This window comes from Brevibacillus sp. NPDC058079 (assembly GCF_042885155.1).
GTDB lineage: Bacteria > Bacillota > Bacilli > Brevibacillales > Brevibacillaceae > Brevibacillus.
Genome location: NZ_JBHVSO010000004.1, coordinates 537,681 through 549,647, shown reverse-complemented (window position 1 = coordinate 549,647; position 11,967 = coordinate 537,681). Strand labels below are relative to the sequence as shown.

The window sequence follows — 11,967 nt, the reverse complement described above, 5'->3', positions numbered from 1 at the left end:
TTTGCTAAACTCATCTGGATAATGGATGCAAGGCTTAGGAGGATTACATGTCGGAGCGAATATTAATTGTGGAAGATGAAGAGAAAATTGCTCGTGTGATTCAATTAGAGCTGGAATACGAAGGATACGAAAGCGAGATCGCCAAAACAGGGCTTGAGGCGCTGGAACAATACAATCAAGGCGGATGGAACTTGATTTTGCTCGATGTACTGCTGCCAGGCTTGTCAGGCATAGAAGTGCTTCGCCGGATTCGGGTAAAGGACTCCGCGACGCCAGTCATATTGTTGACGGCCAGAAATGCTGTCGTAGACAAAGTGAATGGACTCGATCAAGGCGCGAACGACTACATCACGAAACCTTTTGAAATCGAGGAACTGCTGGCTCGCATCCGTTCCTGCCTCCGTTTGTCCCAAATGACGAGGAAAGTGGAAGCCAGCGCCAAAGTAGAGGTAGCAGATTTAAGCTTGGATGAAAAATCACGGGAAGTGACGAGAGGCTCCAGTCAGATCGAGCTGACACCGCGTGAATTCGATTTGTTGCTTTATCTGATGCAGAATAAAAACCAAGTTCTGAATCGTGAACAGATTCTTACACACGTATGGGGATTTGATTATTTCGGAGACACAAATGTCGTTGACGTGTATATCCGTTACTTGCGTAAAAAGGTGGACCAAGGGTATGAAACCCCGCTTTTGCATACAGTACGAGGCGTTGGTTATATGCTGAAGGGGTAGATTATGAAAATCAAAAATAAAATTCATTTGTTCTCTACGGTCGCACTTTTGCTAATGTTGCTCATGGTAAACAGCTTCATTTACTTCATGTTCTACAAAGTGACAACAGACGGCGAGCTGGATCGTCTACAACGAGAAGTTCTGCACATCCAGAGTGGACTCAATCAGATCGGTGTAGAAAGTTTCGACCCTGCTACGCTCTTGCAGCCGTATTTGCCGTCGAACGGGATGATCCGGATTATCGATCAGCAATCGCGAGCCATCGTCACGCAGGAAGTAGACAGCACACAGCCAATCCCGGCACCGAAGCCCATCTTTGATAGAAAAGCGAGTGACGGTGTCTTCGATGTCAACGGAGCGAAATACGCGTACGTCAAGGTCCCGATCATTTGGACGAATGGGAAAATTGTCACGTTAGAAGTCATTGAAAGTATTGCGGGCTTGCAAGAAAATTTGAGCCTGCTGCAAAACGTCCTGTTGTTTGCTTCGCTGTTCGTGCTGATTCCTGCTTTTTTTGCTGGACGCATGTTGAGCAATCTGATTTTGCGACCAGTCAACTCGATGATACAAACGATGGAAGACATTCAAGCACGTAGTATTTTTAAGAAAATACCGCTTGAGCACACATCCAAGGATGAATTGCAAGCGTTAGGAAGTACCTTTAACAAAATGATGGATTTATTGCAGCAAAACTTCGAGAAGCAGCAGCAGTTTGTCTCAGATGCTTCCCATGAATTGAAAACGCCGCTGACTGTAGTAGAAAGCTATGCGAAGCTATTGAAGCGTTGGGGGTCGAAAAAGCCGGAGGTTCTGGCAGAGTCGGTGGAGGCGATCTATTCGGAAGCCGTGCGCATGAAGGATATGACCAATCAAATGCTCCTTCTCGCAAACAATAGCGCCGAATGGAATCTGGATGTCAAAGAGATCGACTTGATCCCGATGTGCCAAACGACCATTACACAATTGACCAATGCGTATGGCAGGTCCTTTCAACTGGGCGCAAACCACGAGTCGGTTCCTGTGATGGCCGATGAACAAAAATTAAAACAAGTGCTCGTCGTTTTACTCGACAATGCGATGAAATACAGCTCCAATGAAATCGAGGTTGGGGTGGGGCTTCAAGGGGACCGGCCTTATTTCTCGGTGAAGGATTACGGAATGGGGATTCCCAAAGAAGATTTGCAGCATGTTTTTGACCGTTTCTTCCGTGTAGACAAAGCCCGCAGCCGCGAAACAGGGGGCGTAGGATTAGGTCTTTCTATTGCCAAACAGATCGTGGATGCCCATCAAGGCGATATTGCACTGGATAGCGAAGAAGGGAAATGGACGCTCGTGACCGTTTTTCTGCCGGGGCAGGCTAAGAAATAGCAGGAGGTACGTATGAATAATAAATGGAAAATAGGGCTGCTGGCGAGTTTTCTGTTGGTCACTACGGCATTTGGCATGCAACGGATCTTCGCGAGCATGGATTTGCAGTCATTGTCAGCGGAGGAAGTCAAACAGATCGTGACGGCCCGCTACCCGGGGAAGATTGAATCGATCTCCATGACGGATGTAGGAGAAAACAGCATTTACAATCTCCAACTCCTCAATGAGCGCGGAACATATAGTGTGATGGTGAATGCACATACGGGCGAAATTATTGATTTGAAGGAGCTCTCCTTGGTCGCAGCCACTGCGCAGCCGAAGGCAAACGAAACGGCGGCGAATCCAACGCAGCCGGGTTCAAATCCGACAGCCAGTACAGCGCCGCAACCGAATAACGGCGGGAAGGATGCTTCAGGCAACGCCACCAAGCCAGTAGGTACGGGGACGGTTGCGCCAGGTAAACAACAGCCAGCTACAACCCAAACCCAAACACAGCAGCCGAAACCGAATCAAAGCTCGAAACCACCAGCGCAGCCACAGACCAAAATTACCGAACAGCAAGCGAAACAGATTGCGACGGAAAGAACAAGTGGCGGCAAGATCGATGATGTTGATTTAATCGAGACAAAGAGTGGGGCAGTCTATCGGGTGATCACGATAAAAGACTCCAAAACGGTAGATGTACGCATACATGCTATTACCGGAAAAGTGCTCTCGACTACGACCATCGACAATAGCTCTACCGATGATGACGATGATGATCGGACACCAGCCGATAAAAATGGCAGTGCTCCGGCGGATACATCTTCAAGTGATGACAAGAACACCAATGACACCGACGACGATGATCTTGATGATGGTGATGATGATTAGGATTTAGTATTCAAATAGAGAAAGCCGTCAGTGTCTGCATTGACGGTTTTTTCGTTCGGGATCGGGAGGGAGATTGATGATTGCATATCCGACAGAAGCGGTTCGGGGGACGATGGAGAGATGGTTTGGTTTGTTTCCTGGTTTGCTAGGGCAAATCAAAACGTACGATTCGTGGAGAACTTGCAAGATAAAAATAGGGGATGAAGGTACAAAACTGGAAATAGACAAAGAAACGGGCTATGTGATGGAGTTCCAACTAGATAGAGCATACCGAGAGTTGCTTGTGTGTCTGCTCGGGAAGCCGCTGAGAGTTTCTTAAGCCTATTTGATGTGGAACTGGAAAATGTGCAAGTTGAGGACATAGATACAAATAGGAGGGAAAAAGCTCCTGTTCCGATCCCCGTTTATTGGCTTTCATACGCACGTACAGAGCGGTATAAATATGTGGACGCCATAACAAATCAGCCGGGTCGATGACTTCACCCCCGATCGTAGTGCACAGTGAAACTGCAGATACTCTTTGACGTAGAAAGAAAAGAGGGGAGAGGATGTATCTGTTTTTTGTTGGATTAACGCTTTGCATGATCGCATGGATAGCGGGAGGCGTGTTTCTGTATCAAGGGGATTATGTAACAGGAGGAGTCTTGATTATACTAGGCCTTCTTGTTTTGATTAGCATGATTCTCTATTATTCAACAAACCGGAAAAAGCGTAAAAATTGTTCGCCAGATTGCAACTATCTTCCAGTCGATTGTCCAGATTGTGATGCACCAGATTGTGATTGCGATTGCAAGCCAGATTGAGGGAGTGGATGAAGATCAATACGCAGTGGATTCCCTGTCATCGGCGATCAGATCGTTCCTTTTATATCGGTGGTAAGAAAATGCCGCTATGTGCTAGATGTGTTTCAATACTAGCTGGATACCTGCTGGCGCCTGTTTTTGCAGGGATGCATATCGTAACCTCTTACTATTTGATTGGATTCCTATTATTGCCGATGCTGATTGATGGCTTTACCCAACAATGGAAGTGGCGAACAAGCAATAACATGCTGCGATTTTTCACAGGGTTCAGTTTTGGAATCGGACAGTCTTTACTCATTTCCAATGTCGTTTGGTTTTTGGTAGAGAGACTGGGGTGAAATGATATGCCTCTATGTACACAAAAATTTCAATATTATGGTAATCCTTTCACCTGGGACATCCCTCCTATATAATACTGGTGGGGGGATATTAGTGATCCATTATAAGACATACATACGTGGTGAAGATTGCGAATGGGTGACTTTTGTCCATGGGGCAGGGGGCAGCTCATCGATTTGGTGTAAACAACTCAAGGCATACAAAGAGAATTTCAATGTTCTTCTAGTAGATATGCGTGGTCACGGAAAATCTAAGAACATCCCAGGCAAGCTGTTCAAAACATACACCTTTGATGATGTCAGCAGAGATATCATTGAGGTTTTGGATCATTTAAAAATCGCTTCCACCCATTTTGTGGGGATTTCCTTGGGGACGATCATTGTGCAGATTATTTCGGAGCAGGCCCCGGAGAGAATGCGCTCTATGGTGTTGGCAGGAGCTGTGACGCACTTAAACGTTCGATCACAGGTGCTGATCACGCTGGGGAATATGGTCAAACATTTTATCCCGTACATGTGGCTGTATCGACTGTTTGCATGGGTGATCATGCCGAGTAAGCGTCATAAAGAATCGCGCTCCTTGTTTATCCACGAAGCCAAAAAGCTTTGTCAAAAAGAATTCAAGAGATGGTTCAAGCTAACAAAAGGCATTAATCGATTCCTAGGAACCCTCTTTGATAAAGAGCCTCCCATCCCTACCTTGTTCATTATGGGAGACGAAGACCATATGTTTTTGCCGTTCGTCCAGATGCGTGTGAAAAAAAGACAATTTGCACAGTTGAGTCTAGTCGCTGACTGCGGTCATGTCGTCAATGTCGATCAGCCGGAAGAATTTAACCGAATCTCCATCGGGTTTATTCAAAAGCAGTCGACAACAGCACAAGGAATGTATGCATGGAATCCAGCATAGCTTCGTAAGATAAGAGCCGCAGAGGATGCTTCTGGGGTTCTTTGTTTTTCTTCGGTTGCGATTGGCGAAGAAAAATGTTCCAATGTGAGTATGAATCTGGGAAATAATTATATTTGTAGACAGGAGGGAGACACATGTCGATTCAAAATGAACATGATTTGCTGTGCTTGAAACGGATCGGTAGTATTGTGGCAGAGGCAAGAGAGACGATGATTCGGGCAGTAAGAGCAGGTGTGACTACAAAAGAACTCGACCAGATTGGCGGAGAGATCTTGGCAAAGTACGGAGCGCGGTCTGCACCGAATATCACCTATGATTTTCCGGGGCATACATGCATCAGTGTCAATCACATTGTTGCGCATGGCATCCCTGATGATACCGTCCTGCAAAATGGGGATATCATCAATATTGATGTCTCGGCAGAGCTGGATGGATATTTTGCCGATACAGGTGCTTCTATCGTGGTAGGGGAAGGCGAGGCTAAGAAGCAATCCTTATGCCAATGCGCCGAGGAGTCGCTGTATAAGGCATTGGATGCGGCGAAGGCGGGATCGAAGCTAAGCCAGATTGGTCGCATTGTTCACCAAGAGGCCAGGAAAAAAGGCTTTACAGTCGTCAAAAATCTTACGGGTCATGGCATCGGCAAAAGCTTGCATGAAGAGCCTGCTTACATTTTGAATTACTATGACAAAAAGGATAGACGCTTGCTCACAGAAGGTCTCGTGTTGGCGGTTGAAACATTTATTTCAACGGGGACGGAATATGTGGACGATGGCAGGGACGGTTGGGCGCTTATTACGCCTGATAAGAGTTATGTAGCTCAATACGAGCACACCATCGTTATAACGAAGGGGAAGCCAATTATTTTAACAGCTTGATTGCAGGGAGACCTCATATTGTTGAGGTCTTTTTTTGTGAAGAAAAACTTGCAGAATAGCCAATGATTGTATATTCTTTATATAAGAATATATGTTCGTATTGTGTAGAGGAGGTTTCTTGCCATGAATCGGTGCGGCTGGGTGAATCAGGACCCTATCTATATGGATTATCACGATCACGAGTGGGGAGTTCCTGTCTATGAAGATCGTTTGCTCTTTGAATATTTGAATTTGGAAGGAGCTCAAGCCGGGCTGAGCTGGTACACGATCTTGAAGAAGCGGGAAAATTATCGAAGAGCGTTTGATAACTTTGAGGCAGAGAAAATCGTTCAATACGATGAAGCCAAGATCGAGCAATTGCTGACAGACGAAGGCATCGTTCGAAACAGGCTAAAGATTCGCGGCGTCGTGAAGAACGCCCACGCGTATTTGCGGATTGTGGAGGAGTTTGGGTCCTTTAGCAGCTATATTTGGTCGTTTGTAGGCGGGAAGCCGATCCATAATCATTTTCAGGAAATGAAGGATGTGCCTGCTTCTACCGAAATCAGCGACAAGATGAGCAAGGACCTGAAAAAGCGCGGTTTTACGTTTGTCGGTTCAACCATTTGCTACGCCTTTATGCAAGCAGTCGGTATGGTCAATGATCACGTAGCGACATGTGATATCTATCAAAAAATCTAGGACGAGCTGACGGAAAGGGGAGAATGGCATGATCGAAAATGATCTCTTAATCTTAAATTTTGAGGAAGTAAGACGTAGAAGCATCAAAGTTTGGAAGGCAATTCCTAAAGAAATGCTCAACTGGAAGCCTGACGATAAAGCGTTCACGTGCGGGGAAATGATTCGCCATGTCATCGAGGGTGAGTTTTTGTATCACCAGATTTTGATCCAACGGGGAAGCGCCGCTCTGTCTACTATCCCCAATCCGTATGAAACCAAAGAGTTTTCGACCGTAGAAGATGATTTGGCCTTTGCGAAGCCGTATCGAGAAGAATTTCTCCGCTTTGTCAAAGGGTTGTCCAAGGGCGACTTAGAGAGTGTCCGCATCGATCGATCCGATGTAGGCTATGTCCGCACGCTTGGAGATATGTTGTTGCGAATCGCCTATCATGAGTCGGTACATACCGGTCAACTGCTAGATTATATGCGCACGATGGGTGTTGAACGTCCGAATATTTGGGATTAAAAGAGTGCGAAAGAAAGAAAAGCAAGCTAGCTCTTCTGTTGTGAATGCGAGAGGGGCTTGCTTTTTTATTTTTTAAAAGGTCATTTTTCATTTAAGATGTTTCTTGCGTGATGGGCAGATAAAACCCAAAAAGTATGAGAATTATGTACTTTTGTGGAGTAGGGACATCAGTTGTGTAAGGAAAATTTTATACTTCTACACAGGCACGATCTCCACTTGGGATCGTGTTTTTTGATGTCTTCTTTGAAAGTTATGCAGTGGATCAACCGGAAAAATCATCTCCAAAAATCTGGTGGAAAGAACTTGAACTTATTACCATAGTATGAGATACTTGTACTACAAAGAGAACTAGTGTTCCTATCCTGCGGTTGGATGTTCGAAAAAAACAGAAGGTGAAGCATATGACAGATGAGCAGTTGAAAGAGCATTGCAGAAAAGTGCTCAAGAGAATTGCGTGGCGATTGCAGTACGCCGCCAAGAAGCGTTTGTACAGGGAGACGGTGATCAAAGAGGAGATGCGGGGAACGGAAGAGATCGAGGAGAACCTGTCGGACCTGTATGTTCAGGAGGTGTTGATGCAACTCCCAGAAAAAGCTCGGATCATTATCAAGCAAGTCGTTATTCAAGGAATGACAGAAGAACAGGTAGCCAAAAAACTGAATATGACCAGACAAGGAGTGAGTAAATGCAAAAACAAATATTTGCGCCAATTGGCCGAGAAGCTGACTCGTTCAGCCTGACCCTCCAAAAAGCACAGTCAGGAGATAATCGGGCTGTACTGACGATCCTCGACTTTCTGCTTCCCGACATGGAGTACCTTGCTTCCTTTATCAAACTACCTCGCGAAGAGAGCGTGCAAGAAATGAAAACGGCGATGCTCGAAGCGATCCGCAGTGGAGAAGTGATGCTATGATGACGATTGATTACGTTCAGGTTCTCGCGGTTGTCGTGTGCTTCCTTGCTTTAATCGTCACGTTTAAGCAGGTAGATTTGCAGATTCGGATTAATAATCTGTTCAACCTGCAATTAAAGGCAAACAAAGAGAAAAAGAAAGAGCAACTGGAACAAAAAAAGGAGACTCCGACTGACGATCGGAATCCCCATTAATTGCTTGGGGCAAAGAATACAACTGGTGAGTATCCTCTTTGCCCCCTTTCATTATACAAGAAAATGACGATGCAAAGGAGATACGTACGAAATGATAGAAGCAGCATTAATCGGAGCAGCTGTCTTATTGATCGGAGTCATTATCGGACAGATCGGTTTGTCTCAAAGATTAAGAAAAGGCGCAAGAGTCAACGAAAACCGTTAAGCAATCATACGGACTTCATATATATGACCGAGGGGGAATAATGCCTTGATCAGCAAAAATATTTTCATGGAAGCAGTATGCGAGGTGTGTCCGGCAACGTGTTGGGGAAAGAAATCACATTGCCAGGTTCATGATAAACACGTAGGAAAAATCGATTCTTGCCCGGAGTGGGATAAGTACATGCGGGATCAAAAGGCAAAAGGGCAACAAAAGACAGTATCCGCTAGAAAAGAAGGCTTCGTCCGGTTGGGTGAGCAAGCACCCATCGTAGATTTTCTACAAAAAGCCGAGGAAGAAATCCGCGACTACAATTACATGCAGATCGAGATCATACGCATCCAGCGTTTTTTGCGCGAGGCGGGGGAAGGAATGGTCTCTCAGTACGGATTAGATGCAGGCATGCCAAAAGGAAAGGGCACCACCGGAGATAGGACGCATGCGGAGGTTGCGCGCAGGGAGCGAAAGTGGAAAAGGCTGCAAAATTTGCAGGATAAAATCGAGCGAATCAACCAAGCGGTAGAGACGATTCCGGGGGAGCAGGAACGATTGGTAGTCGAAGCTTTGCTGGATGGCGATAAGAACAATCTGATTGCCAAAGAGATTGGTGTGTCCCGACAGCGGTATTATGAAATCAAGCGCAGTGCCGTGATGAAGATGGCATGGGCGATGTATGGCGATCAGGCTCAGCAGACTGGATAATGAAAAACAGAGCCCGGCTCAATAGACGAGAAGCTGTCTGGTAGATGACAGCTTCTTTTCATTTTCGCAAGCATGTTGAGACTGACAAAGGTTGACACTACCTGACACATAGGGTCATTTTCCCGGTTTTTTCCCCGAATCGGTTATACTTGAGTCAAGCGAAACAAGTAAGAGAGATACGAGCCATCCGATGAAGCTGTCGGGTGGCTTTTTATGTACGCTGACGACTCTAATGTCCGGCGAGCAGGGAAAATGGCGATTGGCGCCACACGATGTTGCGAGTTTAAAGCTATAGGCTACTCGCTCCCTGCTCGGCGGGCATTTGCCGTGGATGCCTTGCCAAATGAAGTGAAGTAGTGGGGGGAAGAGACATGTGACGAAGACAGAAGAGAATACCGCAAGTATGGGAGGTGGAAGCTGGATGGATCGTGAGCTAGCCGTACTCATTGAACTGGTAAACGAAGCGTATCCAGAGCTGGCTACTGTTGTGAACGTGGACGACTGGATGGCGCAGCGATTCCAGCCGCCTATCGCGTTTCTTTTGACGCAAGGGGTCCGTGAAGAAGGAAGAAGCCTCACTTCCTATCAGGTGGTCTCAGAAGCAGCCATCGTCCTCCACTATCCAAAGGTAGCAGGTGTCTACCAGCCGCTTTCAGCTGAGCCGCTGCGTGAGCTTCTTCGCCAAAGGCAATTTAGCTATCAAGGCAAGCCGTCTGGATTGTCCATCGAGATAGACAGCTCCACCTTGCGTATTTGGCGGGATAAAAAGGACCGGACGGAAATCGCGTTCCAGTTCACCTACAACGTGGCGGTACAGAGAGCAGTTACAGACAAAATCAACGAATTTGATGTAGAGGGGGTCCGATCATAGTGGCACGTAAAGAACAACAAGCACAGGCCCCAGAGCTTGTGCAAACCAAACAAGAGTGGATCAAGAGCGCCGCTTATCTTGGAGCCGAACGGTTCGAGGTAGCAGGTGCTCTTTTTTCTGAAGAAGATAATCAAGAACTGGCAGAAGGACAAGTGAAGAGCCGACTGACCAAATACAAAGGCGGGGTGTAAGCATGACCATTCAACGTGAACGTCCGGGTGTAACGGTCGAACTGATCGCAAAAGCAAAAGAACGTGTAGTACCAAAGAGCGGTGTTGTATTGGTGCCGTACCAAGCAGAGTGGGGCGCGCCAGATGAGCTTGTCAAGCTGGGGAGCTTTGAGGAGCGACTTTCCCAGACATTTGGCAAGGTCGATACCGTAGAGCTGGCAGCAGAAGGCGGCGCGACGATTCTCGCATACCGCATGACGAATGGCACAGCCACAAAAGCAGCCTATGAGCAAGCGGATGCGATCAGAGTCGAGGCTCTGTATCCAGGCTTGGTAGGTAACGAGCTGAAGGTTGTCATCACGGCCTCAACGTCCGAGCCAGGCAAGAAGGAACTCCAGGTAACAGGCCCGCTGCAAACCGAGAAGTTTTCGTTTGCGGATGCGAATGAGCTGGCGGCGAAAACGAGCCAATCCAACTATGTGCGTGTGAAAAGGCTGGGCGAGACTGCCGTTACAATCGTGCCAGAAACAGCGCTAACAGGAGCGAAAAGTGGCACAGTAGCGCTTACCCCAGCTGACTCGACTAAGTTGTTCATGGCTGTGTCCGGTGCTGATTTTGACACGATGTATCTGCCTTTTGACGATGCGGCTGTACAAGCGGCAGCGAAACAATTCATGAGCGATCGTCGCGCGCAAAATAAAAAGCTCAGCACGCTGGTGATCGGTGGCAAAGCGGCGGATGACGAGAACATGGCGAAGCACATCGAGCGCTCTGTGGCGCAAAATGCCCGTTTTGTCGTCAATAGTGCTATCGCTGGTCAGCACAACAACGGAAAAGTATATGGCAGCCTGGAGTGGGCCGCATGGGTAGCGGGTATGATCGCCGCGACACCTGCGCATGAATCGCTGACGGCCGTTGTCGTTCCGTTGAAAAAAGCGCTCAAGGATTGGGGCCACACCGATATTTTGACTGCACTCGGCTCTGGTACGTTGATCGCAACCCGCGACGGAGATGTGTATATCATCGAAAGCGCCGTGAATACGCTGGCGGTGCTAGGCACGCATGAGCGCGAGGACTACGGAAAAATCCGTGTCAGCATGACGCTGGATCAGATCGTCAACGACATCAGCCAAGTCGGCAAGAAATACAAAGGCAAGCTCGCTAACAACGATTTGGGCGGCGCGGTGTTTGTCTCTGCCGTCAATGCGTACATGACCGTCCGCGAGCAGCAAGGCGCGATTGATACAGGCTGGACGTTTACGGATCAAAAGAATGGCATCGGGGACCGCCGTGGCTTCCTCTTGTCTGCGAAGCCGCTTGATGCCATCGAATACTTTGACATTGACTGGGAGGTGCTGTAATTGGCTATTGCACGAGATATTAAACTGAAGAACTGCCAAATTTACGATGAAAACGGAGACCCGATCTTCGGTACCTTGGAAGGAAAAATGGTTCTCAAGGTAGAGTACGGCGACACGAACCGCCTGCAAAAAGGAAAAATCCAGACCGTCAACGACTGGCATGTAGAAGTGACATTGAAAATTACCGCAACCAACGCTGCGCTCAAATACTACTGCGTCGATCAATTGACTCAAGGCAAGACCCCAGTCCTCCCATTCCTGATCGGCGAGACACTGGACAAGGAGGCGGGCAACTCCGAACGCGTCCGCATCTCCAACATCGTTCTGAACCCAGACGAAATTACGCTGTGGGAAGCCAAAGCAGACGGCAACGATCACGCGACATATGACCTGAAAGGGATGTCCATCGAAAAGCCGGACTACCTCGATGAATTGCCAACCTACACTGAATAGGAGAGTGCTTG

At 47.4% G+C, this 11,967-nt stretch carries 17 protein-coding genes; all 17 read left to right on the top strand.

Annotated elements, in window-relative coordinates:
* Positions 1-47 precede the first annotated feature (47 nt).
* Positions 48-734, top strand: coding sequence for a response regulator transcription factor (locus ACFVS2_RS15850; RefSeq protein ID WP_390235404.1), 687 nt, complete (start codon positions 48-50; stop codon positions 732-734).
* Positions 735-737: 3 nt separating this feature from the next.
* Positions 738-2,102 carry a HAMP domain-containing sensor histidine kinase gene (locus ACFVS2_RS15845; protein ID WP_390235402.1) on the top strand — a complete coding sequence of 455 codons (1,365 nt, stop codon included), beginning with the start codon at positions 738-740 and terminating at the stop codon, positions 2,100-2,102.
* A gap of 12 nt (positions 2,103-2,114) precedes the next feature.
* The gene (locus ACFVS2_RS15840) at positions 2,115-2,975 is read left to right on the top strand and encodes a PepSY domain-containing protein (protein ID WP_390235399.1); all 861 of its coding nucleotides are present in this window, start codon (positions 2,115-2,117) and stop codon (positions 2,973-2,975) included.
* A 76-nt stretch (positions 2,976-3,051) separates the two neighbouring features.
* Positions 3,052-3,294, top strand: coding sequence for a hypothetical protein (locus ACFVS2_RS15835; RefSeq protein ID WP_390235396.1), 243 nt, complete (start codon positions 3,052-3,054; stop codon positions 3,292-3,294).
* A gap of 492 nt (positions 3,295-3,786) precedes the next feature.
* Positions 3,787-4,116, top strand: a complete 330-nt coding sequence (locus ACFVS2_RS15830) for a DUF2085 domain-containing protein (protein ID WP_390235394.1) — start codon at positions 3,787-3,789, stop codon at positions 4,114-4,116.
* Between the two features lie 94 nt (positions 4,117-4,210).
* On the top strand, positions 4,211-5,026 hold the full coding sequence (locus ACFVS2_RS15825; RefSeq protein WP_390235392.1) for an alpha/beta fold hydrolase: 816 nt from the start codon (positions 4,211-4,213) through the stop codon (positions 5,024-5,026).
* A 134-nt stretch (positions 5,027-5,160) separates the two neighbouring features.
* Positions 5,161-5,904: a type I methionyl aminopeptidase gene (gene map / locus ACFVS2_RS15820; RefSeq protein ID WP_390235390.1), complete on the top strand. Its 744-nt coding sequence runs from the start codon at positions 5,161-5,163 to the stop codon at positions 5,902-5,904.
* A 123-nt stretch (positions 5,905-6,027) separates the two neighbouring features.
* On the top strand, positions 6,028-6,585 hold the full coding sequence (locus tag ACFVS2_RS15815; RefSeq protein ID WP_390235388.1) for a DNA-3-methyladenine glycosylase I: 558 nt from the start codon (positions 6,028-6,030) through the stop codon (positions 6,583-6,585).
* A 28-nt stretch (positions 6,586-6,613) separates the two neighbouring features.
* Positions 6,614-7,090 (top strand): DinB family protein, encoded by a 477-nt coding sequence (locus ACFVS2_RS15810; protein ID WP_390235386.1) that lies wholly within the window; start codon positions 6,614-6,616, stop codon positions 7,088-7,090.
* A gap of 401 nt (positions 7,091-7,491) precedes the next feature.
* On the top strand, positions 7,492-7,830 hold the full coding sequence (locus ACFVS2_RS15805; protein WP_173616806.1) for an RNA polymerase sigma factor: 339 nt from the start codon (positions 7,492-7,494) through the stop codon (positions 7,828-7,830).
* Positions 7,776-8,003 (top strand): hypothetical protein, encoded by a 228-nt coding sequence (locus ACFVS2_RS15800; RefSeq protein WP_390235384.1) that lies wholly within the window; start codon positions 7,776-7,778, stop codon positions 8,001-8,003. The genes ACFVS2_RS15805 and ACFVS2_RS15800 overlap by 55 nt, the downstream gene beginning before the upstream one ends.
* Positions 8,000-8,197, top strand: coding sequence for a hypothetical protein (locus ACFVS2_RS15795; RefSeq protein WP_017251814.1), 198 nt, complete (start codon positions 8,000-8,002; stop codon positions 8,195-8,197). Before ACFVS2_RS15800 ends, ACFVS2_RS15795 begins: the two co-directional genes overlap by 4 nt.
* A gap of 250 nt (positions 8,198-8,447) precedes the next feature.
* Entirely contained in the window at positions 8,448-9,101 is a 654-nt protein-coding gene (locus ACFVS2_RS15790; RefSeq protein ID WP_390235381.1) for a hypothetical protein, read from the top strand.
* 373 nt (positions 9,102-9,474) lie between these two features.
* Complete coding sequence (locus tag ACFVS2_RS15785; protein WP_390235379.1) at positions 9,475-9,972, top strand: hypothetical protein; 498 nt, start codon at positions 9,475-9,477, stop codon at positions 9,970-9,972.
* Positions 9,972-10,163, top strand: a complete 192-nt coding sequence (locus ACFVS2_RS15780; RefSeq protein WP_390235377.1) for a hypothetical protein — start codon at positions 9,972-9,974, stop codon at positions 10,161-10,163. Before ACFVS2_RS15785 ends, ACFVS2_RS15780 begins: the two co-directional genes overlap by 1 nt.
* Positions 10,164-10,165: 2 nt before the next feature.
* On the top strand, positions 10,166-11,503 hold the full coding sequence (locus ACFVS2_RS15775; RefSeq protein WP_390235375.1) for a phage tail sheath subtilisin-like domain-containing protein: 1,338 nt from the start codon (positions 10,166-10,168) through the stop codon (positions 11,501-11,503).
* Positions 11,504-11,956: a hypothetical protein gene (locus ACFVS2_RS15770; protein ID WP_007723453.1), complete on the top strand. Its 453-nt coding sequence runs from the start codon at positions 11,504-11,506 to the stop codon at positions 11,954-11,956.
* Positions 11,957-11,967: the final 11 nt, after the last annotated feature.